Raw genomic sequence first — 17,517 nt, 5'->3', positions numbered from 1 at the left:
GTTCAAATCGCCTCTAGTTCGCTCAAAAAGTCACGAAGATCATCAAAATCTTCCGCGCTGCCGGCGCGGAAGGTGGCTGCGGCCTGCACGTAGGCACGCAGCGATTCGGTCTGGAACAGTTCCATCAGCGGTACGTCCAGGCCCAGCTCGGCCTGGACCCGCGAGGTGATCTGGATGGCCAGCAAGGAATGCCCGCCGACTTCGAAGAAGTTGTCGTTCAGGCCCACTTGCGGCAGGTGCAGCACGTCGGCCCAGATCGCGGCGATGTGCTGCTCCAGTTCGGTTTGCGGCGCCACGTAGCGTTGCTGCATCTGGCTGGCGTCCGGCAACGGCAGGCCCTTGCGGTCGAGCTTGCCGTTGGGGGTCAACGGCATCTGCGCGAGGAACACGAAGTGCGCCGGCACCATGTAATCCGGCAGGCCGCTTTTCAGGGCGCGGCGCAGGGTGTCGCGGAATTCGGCTTGGTCGGCCAGGCCGGCATCGGCAGGGACGACATACGCCACCAACTGCTTGCCGGTCGGGCCGTCCTGGGCCACCACCACGGTTTCGCCGACGCTGTCCTGTTCACGCAAACGCGCTTCAATTTCGCCCAGTTCGATACGGAAGCCGCGGATCTTGACCTGGTGGTCGACACGGCCGAGGTAGTCCACTACCCCGTCCGCGCGCCCACGGGTCAGGTCGCCGCTGCGGTACACGCGGCTGCCGGGCTTGCCGAACGGGTCCGGCACGAATCGTTCGGCGGTCAACGCCGGGCGTTCCAGATAACCCCGCGCCACGCCCTCGCCGCCCAGGTACAACTCGCCGGCCACGCCGATGGGTTGCAGATTGAGCTGGGCATCGAGCACGTAGCCGCTGCGGTTGCCGAGCAAGGTGCCGATGGGCGCGTAAACGGCGCCGCAAGGGTCGCCCTTGCGCGCCTTCCACAGCAGCGGCGTGACCACGGTTTCGGTGGGGCCATAACCGTTGAACAGATAGGTCGGCTTGAGTGCGCGCCAGGCCAGGTCATAGCTGGCCTGCGCCACCGCATCACCGCCGAAGCAGTACACGCGCACCGCCGGTGGGTTGCCGTCGCGTTCGGCATGTTCAGCCAGTTGTTGCAGGTACACCGGTGGGAACACCGCCATGGTCACGTGGTGGCGGTGCATCTGCGCGTAGGTGTATTCCGGCAACCACAGGCTGTCGTCACGGATCAGCACGCTGGCGCCGTTGATCAGCGGGTGCATCCAGCCTTCGTGGGCACCGTCGAAGGCGAACGACATGAAGTGCAGTTCGCAGTCGGCCGGGCTGGTTTCATAGCGCTCGCCAGTGGCGATGATGTGCGCTACCAACGGCCCGTGGGACACCGCCACGCCCTTGGGCATGCCGGTGGAACCGGAGGTGTAGATCACGTAGGCGAGGTTGTCGGCGTGCAGAACCACGTTCGGCGCGGTGTCGCTGAGGTGTGCCCATTGCTCGGTAGCGTCAATCGCCAAGGTCTCCAGCCCCTCCGGAATCGGCAATTGCGCCAATGCCTGAGTATGGCTGAGCAGCAGTTGCGCCCGGCTGTCCTGCATCATGTACAGCAGGCGATCACGCGGGTATTCGATATCCAATGGCACGTACACGCCCCCAGCCTTCAGCACGGCGAGGAAGGCCACCATTATCTCGGCGCTGCGCGGCATGGCGATGGCCACCCGCACTTCCGGGCCGACGCCACGGGCGATCAGCCCATGGGCCAGGCGGTTGGCCTGGGCGTCGAGCTCAGCGTAACTCAGGGTTTGCGCATCGAACTTCACCGCCACTGCATCCGGGGTTTGCCGCGCACGGTCAGCGACCAGCTCATGCACCAGGCGCTGGGCCGAGTAGCCGGATTCGGTACGGTCCCACAGTTGCAGGATGTGTTGCTGCTCGGCGGCGTCCAGCAGGTGCAACTGGCCAACGGATTGATGTGGATCAGCGACCATCGCCTGCAGCAGGTTCTGCCAATGCGCCGCCATGCGCGCGATGGTGGCGGGCGTAAACAGGTCGGTGGCGTAGCTCAGGGAGGCATGCAGCGCCGTCGGGCTTTCTTCGACGTCCAGCGCCAGGTCGAACTGGGCCACGCCTTCGTCCCAACTCAGCACTTCGATGTGCAGGTCGGTCAGCTGCTGCAACTGGCTTGCAGCGGACGTCACGCGGTGGTTGAACAGCACTTGGAACAGTGGGCTCAGGCTGAGGCTGCGCTCCGGTTGGAGCGCCTGCACCAGTTGTTCGAACGGCAGGTCCTGATGGGCCTGGGCGTCCAGGGAGCGCTGGCGCACCTGGCGCAACAGCTGCTCGACGCTCATCTGCCCGTGCAGATCGGCCTTGAGCACTTGGGTGTTGACGAAGAACCCGATCAAACCCTCGGTTTCCAGGCGGTTGCGGTTAGCAACCGGGACGCCGACGCGCACATCTTCCTGGCCGCTGTAGCGGTGTAACAGCGCCTGATAGGACGCCAGCAGCACCATCGGCAGCGTGACGCCAACGTTATGCGCCAAGGTGCGCAGGCCGTCCAGCAGCCCTGGCGCCAACTCGATGCCCAGGCGTGCGCCGCGATGGCTTGGCAGCGCCGGGCGCGGGTAGTCGAACGGCAGCTCCAGCACCGGTTGCTCGCCGCCCAACTGCTCGCGCCAGTAAGCCAGTTGACGCGCCTGCTCACCGACCTCCATCCACTGGCGTTGCCACACGGCATAGTCGGCGTACTGGATCGGCAATGCCGGCAGGTGCGGCGTGTGCCCCTGGCTGAACGCGGCGTACAGCTGCACCAGTTCCTCGACCATCAGCTGCATCGACCAGCCATCGGATACGATGTGGTGCTGCACCAGCACCAGCACATGGTCGTCCTCAGCCAGGCGCAGCAACTTGACCCGCAACAGCGGCCCGCGCAGTAAATCGAAGGGCCGTGCGACCTCGGCCGCCACAGCGCCCTTGAGGTCGGCGTAGGCACAGGCGCCCCGGTCGATATCGATCAGGCCGAGCGCTTCGATGACTTGCACCGCGCCCGTGGCTTCCTGGCGCAGATGGGTGCGCAGGCTTTCATGGCGCGCCAGCAAGGTGTCGAAGCTGCGTTGCAGCGCGGCCTGGTCCAGCGGGCCATGCAAGCGCAAGGCACTGGGGATGTGGTAGGCCGTGCTGTGCGGGTCCAGTTGCCACAGGAACCATTGGCGCTCCTGGGCGTAAGACAGCGGCAAGGGGTGCGTGCGGTCGGCCTTGAGCAGCGCCGGCGCGCGGACGCCCTCCTCGCCCAGTGCGCGCACAAAGTCGCCCAGCAGGGGTTGTTCGAACAGGGTCTTGAGCGCGACTTCCAGGGCCAAGGCCTGGCGCACCCGCGACACCACCCGCGTGGCCAGCAAGGAATGCCCGCCCAGTTCGAAAAAGTGATCGTCAAGACCGACCTGCGGCACGTCCAGCACCTCGGCCCAGATCGCCGCGACCTGTTGTTCGCGCGGCGTGACGGGGGCCAGATGGCCTTTACTCAGTTGGCTGGCATCCACCTTGGGCAAGGCCTTGCGGTCGAGCTTGCCGTTGGGGGTCAACGGCAGACGGTCGAGGAACAGCAGGTGCGCCGGCACCATGTAGTCCGGCAGGCGCTCGCGCAACGCGGCTTTGTAGGCCTGTTGTTCGTCCGGTGCGGAGCTCACCAGGTAGGCGATCAAGCGGTCGTTGTCGGCCAGCACCACGGCTTCACGCACGCCTGGGCAGTCACGCAGGCAGGCTTCGATCTCACCCAGTTCGATACGGAAACCGCGCACCTTGACCTGATGATCGACCCGGCCGATGTACTCGACCACGCCGTCTGCGCGGTAACGCGCCAAGTCGCCGGTGCGATACAGGCGTGCGCCGGGCGCACCGAACGGGTCTGGCACAAAACGCTCGGCGGTGAGCGCAGGCTGCGCGTGATAACCACGCGCCAGGCCGACCCCGCCGATCAGCAACTCACCGGCCGCGCCTTGCGGGCATGGCGTGAGCCCGGAATTGAGGATGAACAGCGAAGTGTTGGCGATGGGCCGCCCGACCAAAGGCTGCGCTTCGTGCAGCCGATGGGCCGCCGACCAGATGGTGGTCTCCGTCGGCCCATAGAGGTTCCACACCGGGCCTTGCAGAGCGAGCAGGCGCTGGGCCAGGTCAGCCGGCAACGCTTCGCCGCCGCACAGGCACTGGACACCGCGCAACAGCTGCGCGCGCGGGCTGTCGAGCAGCATGCGCCAGGTCGACGGCGTGGCCTGCAGCACCGTGGCCGCCTGGCTGTGGGCCAGGTCGAGGATGGCTTCCGGGTCCAGCGCCATGGCCTGCTCGCTCAGCAGCACCGTCGCGCCGACACTCAGCGGCACGTAGAGCTCCAGGGCGAAGATGTCGAACGAGAACGTGGTCAACGACAACAGGCGTGCATCAGCGCCGATGGACAAACTGTCGGCCATGGCGCAGGTGAAACTGCACAGCGCCTGGTGCCGCACCATCACGCCTTTGGGCTTGCCGGTGGAGCCGGAGGTGTAGATCACGTAGGCCAGGTGTTCCGGCGTGAGCGCAACCTCGGGGTTGTGGTCTGCACCCGGTTCATCCTCGACCAGCAGCACCTGCAGGCCCTCGGGCTGCGCCAGCTGACCGTGCAACCGCGTCTGGGTCAGCAGCACCCGGGCGCCGCTGTCGTCGAGCATGAAGGCCAGGCGCTCGGCCGGGAACTGCGGGTCGAGCGGCACGTAGGCAGCGCCGGCCTTGAGGGTGGCCAACAGGCTGACCGCCATGTCCAGGGAGCGCTCCACATGCACCGCCACCAGCACGTCGGGGCCCACGCCTGCCGCAATCAAGCGATGCGCCAGGCGATTGGCCCGGCGGTTGAGTTCGGCGTAGCTCAGGCGGTCGCCATTGAAGCGCAGTGCGACGGCCTCCGGCTGGGCAAGGGCTTGGGCCTCGAACAACTGGTGCACGCACTGCTCGCGTGGATAGTCGAATGAGGTGTGGTTCCAGCCTTCAACCATCTGCTGCCATTGCGGTGCGCTGAGCATTGCCAGGTCATCAAGCGCCTGGGACGCATCGCTCACCACTGCGCGCAACAGGTTGTGCCAATGCCCGGCCAGGCGTTCCAAAGTCGCCGCTTCGAACAGGTCGGTGGCGTACGTCAGCGACGCCCAGAGGCCATCAGCGGATTCTGCGGTTTCCAGGCTCAAATCGAACTGGGTGGTGTGCCCGGCCCAGTCCAGCGCCTGCAACGCCAGGCCCGGCAAGTGCACAGGGCCGGCGCGCAGGCTGTCCTGATGGTTGAACATCACCTGGAACAGCGGGTTGTGGCTGAGACTGCGCTCGGGCTGCAAGGCTTCCACCAGTTGTTCGAACGGCAGGTCCTGATGCGCCTGGGCCTCCAGGGCGCGCCGCTTGACCTGGGCCAACAACTGTTCGAAAGGCATTTGCCCATGCAACTGCGCCTGCAGTACCTGGGTGTTGACGAAGAAACCGACCAGTCGCTCGGTTTCCAGGCGCGTGCGGTTGGCAATCGGCACACCGACGCGGATCTCGGACTGGCCGCTGTAGCGATGCAGCAATGTCTGAAACGAGGCCAGCAGGAGCATGAACAAGGTCACGTCCTGACGCTGGGCCAACGCCTTGAGTTCGGCCACCAGCGCGCGGTCCAGATGGATCTGCCGGCGCGCGCCCCGATGGCTTTGCACTGCCGGACGCGGGTGGTCCAGGGGCAGCGCCAGCACTGGGTGTTCACTGCCCAGGCGCGCGCACCAGTAATCGAGCTGGCGCTGTTTCTCCCCGGCGGCCATCCAGTCACGTTGCCACTGGGCATAGTCGGCGTACTGGATCGGCAACGCCGGCAAGGCGTCATCGCCCTGGTAGAGCGCCACCAGCTCATCGACCATCACTTGCATCGACCAACCGTCGGAGATGATGTGGTGCTGGGTGATCACCAGCACATGATGCTCTGGCGCGACGTCGAGCACTTTAACCCGCATCAGCGGGCCGCTGCGCAGATCGAACGGGCGCTGGATTTCCTCGGCCACCGCCTGTTCGATCACCGCCACATCGACGCGCTGCTGCTCGATGGTCACCGCCAGGTGCGGATGGATGACTTGCAAAGTGTGCTCGCCTTGCTCCACAAAGGTGGTGCGCAGTGGCTCATGGCGCTGTACCAGGACCTGGAACGCCTGCTCCAGTGCGGCGCGGTCCAGTTGGCCGCGCAGGTGCAGGGCGACGGGTACGTGATAGGCCGCGCTGGTGGGGTCCAACTGCCAGAGGAACCATTGACGTTCCTGGGCGAAGGACAACGCCAGCGGACGGCCGCGTTCCAGCGCCAGCAACGGCTGCGCCGTGCTCACCTGCAGCGCCGCGCAAGCGTCGGCAAATGCGCGCAAGGTCGGCTGTTCGAACAGCGCGCGCAGCGGCACTTCGAGCTTGAGCGCATGCCGCACCCGTGAGATCACCTGGGTGGCCAGCAGCGAATGACCGCCGCGTTCAAAGAAGTGATCGTCCAGGCCGACGCGCTCAACCTGCAACACCGCTTGCCAGATCGCCGCGAGCTGGATGTGCAGCGGGCTGTGGAGCGCCACGTAGGCCGGGGCGTGCAGGTTCAGGTCCGGCGCCGGCAGTGCGCGGCGGTCGAGCTTGCCGTTGCTGTTCAAGGGCAAGGCCTCGAGTACCACCCACTGCCCAGGCACCATGTAGTCCGGCAGCGACTGGCGCAAACGGCTCGCCAGTGCCTGTGTCTCCAGCACATGGCCCTCGGCGGCTACCACGTAGGCGACCAATTGCGTGCCCGTGGCGCTCGGCAGCGCATGCACCGCCGCTTCACGCACCTGCGGCAAGGCTTGCAGGCTGGCTTCGATTTCGCCCATTTCAATGCGCAAGCCGCGAATCTTCACCTGGTGGTCGATGCGCCCGACGTATTCCAGCGCACCCGCCTCGTTGTAACGGGCCAGGTCGCCGCTGCGGTAGAGCCGCGCACCGGGGACAGCGGCAAACGGGTCGGGCAGGAAGCGCTCGGCGGTCAGCGCCGGGCGGTCGAAATAGCCTTGGGCCAGGCCGGCCTCGGCACCAATGCACAACTCGCCCACGCCATCGGTCGCCTGCAGTTCCAAAGCGCTGTCGAGCACGTAGAGCGAGCGCCCTGCAATCGCGCGCCCAATCGGCACGCCGAACGCGTCGCTGGCATCAGTCAACCGGCAATCGTGCACGCTGGACACCACCGTCGCCTCGGTCGGCCCGTACGTGTTGACCAGCCGCACATCGCCCAACCCGGCGGCATGCCAGGCGCGCAGGCCTTCCACGGACATGGCCTCACCGCCCACGTGCACCTGGCGCAGCTTGCCCAGGGGGCGGCGGTGCACGGCGCATTCCTTGGCCAGCAAGTACCAGTAGGCGGCGGGCAAGTCGGCCAGGGTCACACCCTGTTCAACGATTTCTCGCGCCAGTTGCCCGGCGTCCCACAGTTCATCGTCGCGCATGATCAGCGCCGCGCCCACGCACAGCGGCGGGTAGCACTGCTCGACAAAGCCGTCGAAACTGAAAGTGGCGAATTGCAGCACGCGGTCCTGGGCGCTCAGTTGGCTGTACACCACGGCGCTGTCGCAGAACTGGTCGAGGGCGGCATGGTCGATGGCCACGCCTTTGGGCTGGCCGGTGGAGCCGGAGGTGTAGATCACATAGGCCAGGTCCGCCGCCGTCGCGTGGTTGGGCGGATTGGTCGCAGGGTAGCTGGCCAATTCATCACCGCTGGCGCTGAAGTCGAGGCGGCTCAGCCCTGCCGGCAATGGCAAATCGGCCAGCAGACCGGTTTCGCTGAGCAGCAGGTCGAGGCGGCTGTCCGCCAGCATGTAGGCCAGGCGCTCGGCGGGGTATTTCGGGTCCAGCGGCACATAGGCCGCGCCGCTCTTGAGCACCGCCAGCAGGCTGACGATCAGTTGCGGGCCACGACGGGACGCCAGGCCCACGCGCTGACCGGGGCCGACGCCGCATTCCAGCAGGCGATGGGCCAGGCGGTTGGCGCGGGCGTTGAGTTGGGCATAGCTGAGGCGTTCGCTGCCAGCCTGCACCGCCAGTGCGTCCGGCGTGGCCTGGGCCTGGGCAGCGATGCGTTCATGGGCGCGTTGATGAGGCTGGGCGGCTGCGGATAATCGGCTGAGGGCAAGCACGTCGCGCTGGGCGCTGGCGTCGAGCAGACGCAGGTTGCCCAGGGGGCTTTGCGCGTCTGCGAGCAATTGCGCGAGCAGATACTGCAGGTTGTCGCTCAGGCGGATGACCTGGGCTTGGCTGAAGTGCGCCCGGTCGTAACTGAATTCCAGGCGCAGGCTGTCACCCAGTTCGATGCCGAGGGTCAGCGGATAATGCGTGCGCTCATGGTTATGCAACGGCCCGAAGCTCAGCCCGGCCGGCGCCCCCTGCTTCAGGGCTTCGGCCACCGGGAAGTTTTCGAACACCAGCAGGGTGTCGAACAGCGCGGCGCCTGGCTGGCCAGCCCAGCCCTGGATGTCATAGAGCGGCACATGCTCGTGATCGCGCAGGCTGAGATTCAGCGCTTGCAACTCGCCGAGCCAGCTGATGGCCGATTGTGCCGGCGAGGCGGCGCAGATGATCGGCAAGCTGTTGATGAACAGGCCCAACTGCTGTTCGATCCCCGGCAACGGCGCGGAACGCCCGGCCACGGTGGCGCCGAACGCCACGCACGCCTGGCCGGTGTAGCGTTGCAGCAGCAGGCTCCAGGCCCCTTGCAGCACGGTGTTGAGAGTGACTTTGTGTTGGCGGGCGAACTCACTGAGGGTGTGGGTGAAGTCACGGCCCAGCATGACCTGATGATCTGCAGTGCCTGTCCGCGCAACCGGCGCACGCAGCGCTTGTGCCAGCAGAGTCGGCGCTTGCAACGGCGCCAGCTGGGCTTTCCAGAACGCTTCGCCGTTGCCTTGCCGTTGCAGCCAGCCCAGGTAATCGCGGAATTGCCCGAGCGGTGCGGGCACCGTCTGGCCGGCGTAATGGGCTAGCACTTCGCCGAGCAACTGGGCGTTACTCCAGCCATCCATGAGGATGTGGTGGCTGGTGAAAATCAGGTGCCAGGCCGCCCCCGCACCGCGCACCAGCATCAGGCGAAACAGCGGCGCGGTATCGAGTGCGAAACCGCGTTCACGCTCGGCGTGGGCCAGGGCTTCGCAATCGGCACTCGGGTCTTCAATCACCTGCAGCTGCAGGTCGACCTGGCGCCGGATCACTTGATGGGCGCTGTCCAGGCCCAGCCAATGGAAGCTGCTGCGCAGGATGTCGTGACGGTCCAATGCAGCCTGCCAAGCGCGCCCGAACGCCAGCAGATCGAGGCCGTCGATGTCGACGCGCAATTGGTTGATATAGGCCTGGGCCTCGGGCGCCAGCAGGGTGTGGAACAGCATGCCCTGCTGCATCGGCGACAGCGGGTACAGGTCGGCGATGGCCGGCCCGGCCACCGGCAATCCATCCAGCTGCGCCTGAGTGACCTGTGCCAGGGGGAAATCCGATGGCGTGACCTGCCCGGCCGGTGTGGCACAGCAATGGGCGATCACGGCCTTGAGTTCACAGGCGAATTCATCCGCCAGGCGCTGGACGGTCGCCGCCTCGAACATCTCGCGACTGAAGCCCCACTGCAGCGCCAATTCACCGCCATACACCTGCCCTTCCACCGTCAGCCAGTTGGCCAACGGTGCTTCCGGATCCTGGGCCTGGCCGCTGCCCTCGGCGGCCGGTACAAACAGTGCCGATTCATCGAACTGGCGATCGAACTGCCCCAGATAGTTGAAGGTAATGCGTGGCACGGCCAGGCCGGCCAGGGTTTCGCGGGCTCCGGGCGCGCCGAGGTAGCGCAGCAGGCCATAGCCCAGGCCCTTGTCGGGGACTGCACGCAGTTGTTCCTTGACCGCCTTGATCGCGCCGGCCAACTCGCCGTCCGCTTGCAGGCGCAGCGGAAACAGGCTGGTGAACCAGCCGACGGTGCGCGTCAGGTCGATGCCGTCGAACAGGTCTTCGCGGCCATGCCCTTCCAGCTGGATCAGCGCGGCGGGCTGAGCGCTCCAACGGCTGACCACGCGCGCCAGGGCGGTGAGCAACAGGTCATTGACCTGGGTGCGATAGGCCGCAGGCGCCTCTTGCAGCAACTGGCGCGTGTGCTCGGCGTCGAGGCGCGTTTCCAGCTTGGCGCCCAGGCGATGCTGCAGGCCGCCTTCAGGGTGATCACACGGCAACTCGGCCTCGGCGGTTTGCGCCTGCCAGTACGGCAGTTGATGCTCGAGAGCGTGCGCGTGCTCTTGCAGCCGGAGCGCCCAGTGCTGATAGGCGCTGGTCTTTGCCGGCAACCGCTGCTCGCGATACGCCTGTTGCAGGTCTTCGAGCAGGATGCGCCAGGACACGCCATCCACCACCAGGTGGTGCACCACCAGCAGCAACCGCTGGGTGCCGTCGGCCATCTCGACCAGGGCGGCGCGCAGCAACGGGCCGTGCTCCAGGTCAAGGCTGCGCTGGGCCTTGTCACACAGCGCGGCCAATTCGGCGTCGGTGTCGGCCTGGGCCTGCCACAGCAGCGATGCATCGACCGCAGTGGCGTGGTGCTGTTGCCACCCTTGAGCCTGCGCCACGAAGCGCAGGCGCAGAGCATCGTGATGCTGGACCACTTGCATCACGGCCGCGTCGAGCCGAGCGGGCTGCAGTGGTTCACGCGGGGTCAGCAGCAACGACTGGTTCCAATGGTGACGGGCCGGGATGGCCTGGGCGAAAAAGCCCTGCTGCACCGGCGTGAGGATGACCTCACCGCTGACCGGCCCTTGATCGACCACGCTCAGTTCGTCGCAGCCCGCCACCAGCGCCAGGCTGCGCACACTCTGGTACTGGAACAGGTCGCGCGGACTGAGGCGGATACCGGCCTGGCGGGCCCGGCTGACCACCTGAATGGAGATGATCGAATCGCCGCCCAGCTCGAAAAAGTTGTCGTCCAGGCCGACAGCCTCGATGCCCAGCACGTCGCTCCAGATCGCCGCCAGGGCTTGTTGCACGGTATTTTCCGGGGCAGCAAAGGCCTGCTGCGCCGTGGCGTCCGGCAGTGGCAGCGCCTTGCGGTCGAGCTTGCCGTTGGCGGTCACCGGCAGTTTGGCAAGCGTGATGAAGTGGCTTGGCACCATGTATTCCGGCAGGCTGCCAAGCAGCCAGGCCTGGAGGTCGGTCGGGGCGTCGCGTTCAAGCACCAGGTAAGCCACCAACTGCTTGCCACCGTGTACCACTACCACTGCTTCGCGCACCGTTGGGTGCTGCATCAGGCGCGTTTCGATCTCGCCCAGTTCGATGCGCAAGCCGCGCAGCTTGACCTGATGGTCGAGGCGGCCAAGGTATTCAATCACCCCATCGGCGCGCTGGCGCACACGGTCACCGGTACGATACATGCGCTCGCCGGCCACGAACGGGCTCGGCACAAAGCGCTCGGCCGTCAGCGCCGGGCGGCGATGGTAACTGCGCGCCAGGCCGGTGCCGCCGAGGTACAGCTCGCCTGAGACACCAGCCGCAACCGGATTGAGCTGGGCATCCAGCACGTAGGTGCCGAGGTTGGCGATCGGCCGGCCGATGGGCACGCTGTCGGCGCCTTCGTCGATGCAGGTCCAGTGGGTGACGTCGATCGCCGCTTCGGTCGGGCCGTAAAGGTTGTACAAGGCCGTATTCGCCAGCTTGGCGAACACTTGGCGTTGCGCGTCCAACGGCAAGGCTTCGCCACTGCAGACAATGCGCGTGAGGCTGGCGCAGGCCTCCACGCCGGGCTCATGGATAAACGCCTGCAACATTGACGGCACAAAGTGCACGGTGGTGATGGCGTGCCGGCCGATGGTCTCGATCAGGCGGGCCGGTTCACGGTGTTCGCCCGGCGCGGCAACCACCAGGCGCGCGCCCGTCATCAGCGGCCAGAAAAACTCCCACACGGAAACGTCGAAGCTGAACGGGGTTTTCTGCAGCACCGCGTCACCGCCATCGAGCGCATAGGCCTGCTGCATCCAGCACAGGCGGTTGACCAGTGCGCGGTGGCTGTTACCGGCGCCCTTGGGTTGACCGGTGGAACCCGAGGTGTAGATCACGTAGGCCAGGTTCAGCCCATGCAGGCTGACGTTCGGGGCTGCGGTGCTGTAGCCGTCGAGCCAGTTGGCCGGCTGATCCAGGGCAATCACCTGGAGGCCTGCGGTCGGCAGCCGTGCCAGCAGGCTTTGCTGGCTGAGCAGCAGCCTGATGCCGCTGTCGTCGATCATGTACGCCAGGCGCTCCTCGGGGTATTCCGGGTCCAGCGGGACATAGGCGCCGCCCGCCTTGAGGATCGCCAGCAGGCCCACGACCATTTCAATGGAACGCTCGACACAAATGCCCACCAGCACGTCCGGGCCGACGCCTTGCGCGCGCAATGCATGGGCCAACCGGTTGGCCCGCGCGTCAAGCTGGGCGTAGGTCAGGGTCAGCTCACCGAACACCAGCGCTGGCGCATCAGGTGTGCGTTGCGCCTGGTCTTCAATCAAGTGATGGATCGCGCGTTCGGTCGGGTACGGCGTGGCCGTGTGGTTCCAGGTCTTGACCAGCAGCTGTTGCTCGTCAGCGCCCAGCATCGGCAGCTCACCGATGCGCTGTTCAGCGTCCGCCACGATCGCCTGCAACAGGCGGGTCCAATGGCGCGCCATGCGCTGGATGGAAGGCGCGTCGAACAAGCCGTTGGCGTAGGTCAGCGCGGCATGCAAGGTGCCGGATTTTTCATAGGTGTCGAGGGTAAGGTCGAACTGGGTGGTGCGGCCTTGCCATTCCACCAGGGCCAGTTCCAGGCCGGAGGCGGTGCTGACGGAGGCGATATCCGCCACCACCGGCTGATGGTTGTACATGACCTGGAACAGCGGCGTATGGCTGAGGCTACGCTCGACGTTCAAGGCATCGACCAAGCGCTCGAACGGCAATTCCTGATGGGCCTGGGCGCCCAGGGCATGCTCCTTGATGCCTTGCAGCAGTTCGCCAATGCGGGTCTGGCCGGTCAGCTCGGTGCGCAGTACCTGGGTGTTGACGAAGAAGCCGATCAAGCCTTCGACTTCGGTGCGGTTGCGGTTGGCAATGGGCACGCCGACGCGGATATCGCCCTGCCCCGTATAACGATGCAACAGCACGTTGAAGGCGCCGAGCAGCAGCATGAACAAGGTAACGTTGTGCTTTTGTGCGCACACGCGCAGTTGGGTGGCCAGCGCCGGGTCGATCTCGAAGGCATGGCGAGTGCCCTGGTAACTTGGCATGGCCGGCCGTGGACGGTCGGTCGGCAGCTCCAGAACCGGATGTTCATCGCCCAGGCGCGCCTGCCAATACGCCAACTGGCGCGCCTGTTCGCCGGCCTCCAGCCAGCGGCGCTGCCACAGGCCGTAGTCACTGTACTGGATCGCCAGCGCCGGCAATTGTGGCGCCTCGTTGCGCTCGTGGGCGTCGTAGCAACGGATGAACTCGTCGATCAACACATTCATCGACCAACCGTCGGAGACGATGTGGTGCAAGGTCAGTAGCAGCACGTGCTCGTGTTCGTCGAGCCTGAGCAGTTGCACGCGCAGCAGCGGGCCATGCTCGAGGTCGAATGGCAGTAGCGACTGGCGCGTCGCCGCCGCGTTGACCGCCTGCTCACGGTCAACGGGCGCCAGGGTGCTCAAGTCCAGGTACTCGATGGCCAACGACGGCTCGATTGACACCTGCGCCAGACGCTCATCCGCTTGACGCTGAAACACCGTGCGCAAGGTTTCGTGACGCGCCACCAGGCTGGCGAACGCTTGTTCCAGGGCGTCGAGGCTGAGCGCACCTTTCAAGCGTACGGCGCCGGGCAGGTTGTAGGCGCCGCTGGCCGGATCCAACTGCCAGAGAAACCACATGCGTTGCTGCGCGTAGGACAGCGCCCGGCGATCCTCGGCCTCAACCCCAGCCGGAATCGGAAACCGGGAAAAATCCACGCCTTCTTTCTGCAAGGCCTGCAGGAACACTTGGCGTTTTTCCAGGGGCAACCCGATAAACCGGCGAGCAAGTTTCAAGGAGTCTTCAGCATTCATTTGTTGGAGTCCGGAGCAATAGGCAGGAAGCACAAAGGCACGTCGTCCCTATAAAACGAACCGCAGAGGGAAAAATTAGCGAGGAATGGGGGCCTGCAAGCGAGGTGTCATCACGGGTTACATCAATCTCGGGAAAGGCGCATCAGACCGAGCTAGCATTGACGTACACCACTTTTTGCAACTACATTTAGTTACACGCAGGGAACGCCGTGTCCAAAAATGAAAAGCTGCTCGCCAAACTGCTCAATGAGCACATGGCATTCACCTGGTCTGAACTCGTAACCCTGTTACGGCGACTGGGTTACACACAGATTGAAGGGGCTGGAAGCCGGGTCAAATTCGACATTGGCGACCCCAGTGCACTGATCACCTTGCACAAGCCTCACCCCGGCAACGAACTGAAACACTACATTCGGCGCCAAATCATCGAACAATTGAAATCAGGAGAACTGATTCAGTGAACAACCAGCTGAAACACAAAGGCTACATCGGCTCCATCGAAGCCAGCCTCGAGGACAACTGCCTGTTCGGCAAAATCCTGTTCATCAAGGCCCTGGTAAGCTACGAAGGCAAAACCGTCGCAGAGTTGGACGCGGCCTTCCAAGAGGCAGTAGACGATTACCTCGCCACCTGCCAGTCGCTCGGGCAAACGCCTGAAAAGCCATGCAAGGGCTCGTTCAACGTACGCGTCGGCCATGACCTGCATCTGGCGGCAGCGTTGGCGGCGAACCGCAAGAAAGTGACGTTGAACGACCTGACCCGCCAGGCGCTGGATGAGTTTCTACACCATCATTTCCCGCAGCCTTGCGCGGCGACCGGCTGACTGCCTAACCGCCGATACCCCAGCACCGCCGAACCCAACACGACCAGCCCCGCCGCCAGTGCCACCCAGAACCCGCTGGCGGCGCCAAAGTGGTCAATCATCCAGCCGGAGCTGGCGGCGCCGATGGCCACCCCGATGCTCAGGCCGGTGATCAGCCAGGTCATACCTTCGGTGAGGCGACTGGGTGGGACGACTTGCTCCACCAGCGCCATGGACACGATCAGGGTCGGGGCGAAGAACAGACCGGAGATAAAGATCGCCACGGCCAGCCCCGGAATGTCGGTCACCAACAGTAACGGCAACGTGGTCAGCGCCGTGGCTACGCCGCAGTACAGAAACTGCCGGGGCAGCGGCGCCTTGAGCTTGAGCGTGCCGAAGGCCAAGCCTGCCAGGCAGGAACCGATGGCGTAGACCGACAACACAATACTGGCTGCCGTCGGGTGGCCCGCCTGCTGGGCGAACGCGACACTGACCACATCCACCACACCGACGATCACACCCATGGCGAGCAACAGGGTCATCAGGATCAGCACCGACGGCGAGGCGATCAACCAGCGCCCGTGATGTTCATGACGTGCATGCACCGGCGGTTCAGTGGTGCGTTGCAATACGAAGGTGGTCACACCCACCGCCAGCAATACGGCCGCCACCAAAGGCCCGGCCTCTGGGAACAGCACCACACTGAGGCCGACGGAAATGGGCGGGCCGATGATGAAGCACACTTCATCGAGCACCGACTCCAGGGCAAATGCGGTGTGCAGCTTGGGCTGGCCACGGTACAGCTCGGTCCAGCGCGCCCGCACCATCGCCGACATATTGGGCATGCAGCCGGCCAGTGCGGCGAACAGGAACAACGTCCAGCCTGGCGCCTGCAAACGCGTGCACAGCAACACCATCAACAACGCACCGCCACCGATCGACGCCGCAATGGGCAGCACCCTGCCCTGGCTGTAGCGGTCCACCAGGCGTGACACCTGCGGTGCGCAAAACGCGGTGGCCAACGCGAATACCGCCGCCACCGAACCCGCCAGACCGTAACCGCCATGCACTTGCGAGAGCATGGTAATCAGGCCAATCCCGGTCATGGAGATCGGCATGCGTGCCAGCATGCCCGCCAGCACAAAGGCGCGAGCGCCCGGCACCTGGAACAGCTCGGCGTAAGGGTTAGCCATCGATAAAGCGCCTTCTCTGCTTGGGTGGGCAACCTTTTATCACAGCAGCCGCTTGATCTGCTTATGCCGCCATACCAGACGGTAATACGCGGTCTGCAGCACCAGCATCGCCAGGTAAGTCACCGGAAACGCCATCCACACGCCTTCGAGGCCAAAATGCGCATTGAACAGGTAGGCCACCGGCAATTCCACGCACAGCACACAGAAAATCGAGATGGCGACCGGCATCAACACCACACCGCTGGCGCGCATGATCCCGCCGATCACGGCCTGGAAGCCGAACACCAGGATGCTCCACAACATGATGTGCAACAGGTGCTCAGCGTTGACGCGGGCAGCGGCGTCGGTGATGAACAGCCCCAGCAACCAATGCGATAGCCCATAGCCGAGCACGATCAGGCCACCGGTAAGGGCGGTGTTGATCAACAGCCCGGTGCGCAGGATCGGCCCGATGCGCTCCAGGCGCCCGGCGCCAATCGCCTGTGCCCCCAGGATCGAGGCGGTGATGGCAATCGACAGCGCCGGAAACTGCACGTAGTTGACGATCTGCGTCACCGCGCCGTACGCCGCCGTCGCCTGGGAACCGTGGCCGTTGACCAGCGCCAGGATGACCAGTTCCGACAACGACAGCACCACCATCTGCAGGCCTGTCGGCAGGCCGATGCGCAAGACCTTGCCGAGGATCACCCGGTCCAGGCGCAAGGCGGCGAGCATGTCGCGATCCGGCGCCATCACCGAGTTTTTGTGCCGCAGGCGCAGGATCAGGAACAGCATCGCCAGGGTATTCCCCGCCAGCCCCGCGTACGCCGCACTCTGGATGCCCATGGGCGGCAGGCCGATCCAGCCGCGAATCAGCGCTGGCGTCAGCAGCAAACCCACCAGGGTCGACACCATCAAGGCCAACAATGGTGAAACGGTATCGCTGACACCGCGTAGCAGTTGGGTATAAAGAATGAATACCAGCAACAGCGGCATGATCAGCATCATCACCTGGGCGTAGCCCACTGCATCGTCAAGCACATCGACAGGGGTTCCCAACGCCTGCAACGCGGGGCGGGCCAACAGGCTGCCAAGCAGGGCGGCAACCAGGCCCACCAGCGCGCCGAGGGTCAGCGTGGCGCCGGTGATCACCTTGACCATTCCCGTCTCGCGGGCGCCCCAGGCCTGGCCGATCAACACCGAGGCGCCAGCACCCAGGCCAATCACCAGGGCAATGAAGAAAAACACGATGGGAAACATGCCCGATACCGCCGCCAGCGCGTGGGTACCCAGCATCTGCCCGACATAGATACCGTTGAGCGTGCCGGAAAAGCTTTGCAGAAAGTTGGACAGCACCATCGGTGCCAGGAAAAACAGATAGACCTGCCACAGCGGTCGTTGTTGGATGACTTCCATGATGATTCGGGGCCCTGGGTCTCGGTGGTGTCGTCAATCGCTTGAGTCTATTGGCGCTGAACCGCGAATGCTACGCCGAGATGACGAT

At 65.1% G+C, this 17,517-nt stretch carries 5 protein-coding genes; 2 read left to right on the top strand and 3 right to left on the bottom strand.

Annotation, left to right across the window (positions count from 1 at the left end; genetic code table 11):
- Window positions 1-2 precede the first annotated feature (2 nt).
- Window positions 3-14,039 (bottom strand): non-ribosomal peptide synthase/polyketide synthase, encoded by a 14,037-nt coding sequence (locus tag C4J88_RS11800; protein ID WP_124407001.1) that lies wholly within the window; start codon window positions 14,037-14,039, stop codon window positions 3-5.
- A 209-nt stretch (window positions 14,040-14,248) separates the two neighbouring features.
- Between C4J88_RS11800 and C4J88_RS11795 the strand changes: the two genes are divergently transcribed.
- Together C4J88_RS11795 and C4J88_RS11790 are read left to right on the top strand one after the other, a co-directional pair.
- Window positions 14,249-14,500: a type II toxin-antitoxin system HicA family toxin gene (locus C4J88_RS11795; protein WP_057722035.1), complete on the top strand. Its 252-nt coding sequence runs from the start codon at window positions 14,249-14,251 to the stop codon at window positions 14,498-14,500.
- Complete coding sequence (locus tag C4J88_RS11790; RefSeq protein WP_124362545.1) at window positions 14,497-14,862, top strand: type II toxin-antitoxin system HicB family antitoxin; 366 nt, start codon at window positions 14,497-14,499, stop codon at window positions 14,860-14,862. Before C4J88_RS11795 ends, C4J88_RS11790 begins: the two co-directional genes overlap by 4 nt.
- Here C4J88_RS11790 and C4J88_RS11785 read toward each other — a convergent pair.
- Entirely contained in the window at window positions 14,829-16,034 is a 1,206-nt protein-coding gene (locus C4J88_RS11785; RefSeq protein WP_124407000.1) for an MFS transporter, read from the bottom strand. The two genes, C4J88_RS11790 and C4J88_RS11785, sit on opposite strands and share 34 nt — an antisense overlap.
- Window positions 16,035-16,073: 39 nt before the next feature.
- The gene (locus C4J88_RS11780; RefSeq protein WP_124366773.1) at window positions 16,074-17,429 is read right to left on the bottom strand and encodes an MATE family efflux transporter; all 1,356 of its coding nucleotides are present in this window, start codon (window positions 17,427-17,429) and stop codon (window positions 16,074-16,076) included.
- Between the last annotated feature and the right edge of the window lie 88 nt (window positions 17,430-17,517).

The organism is Pseudomonas sp. R4-39-08 (assembly GCF_003852275.1).
Lineage (GTDB): Bacteria > Pseudomonadota > Gammaproteobacteria > Pseudomonadales > Pseudomonadaceae > Aquipseudomonas.
Note: the sequence above shows the minus strand (reverse complement) of the source record. Positions and strands in the feature narration are given on the sequence as shown.

Excerpts from the sequence above, each read along its gene's own strand:
- C4J88_RS11780 (WP_124366773.1), bottom strand. The coding sequence starts at position 17,429 with ATGGAAGTCATCCAACAACGACCGCTGTGGCAGGTCTATCTGTTTTTC.
- C4J88_RS11785 (WP_124407000.1), bottom strand. The coding sequence starts at position 16,034 with ATGGCTAACCCTTACGCCGAGCTGTTCCAGGTGCCGGGCGCTCGCGCC.
- C4J88_RS11800 (WP_124407001.1), bottom strand. The coding sequence starts at position 14,039 with ATGAATGCTGAAGACTCCTTGAAACTTGCTCGCCGGTTTATCGGGTTG.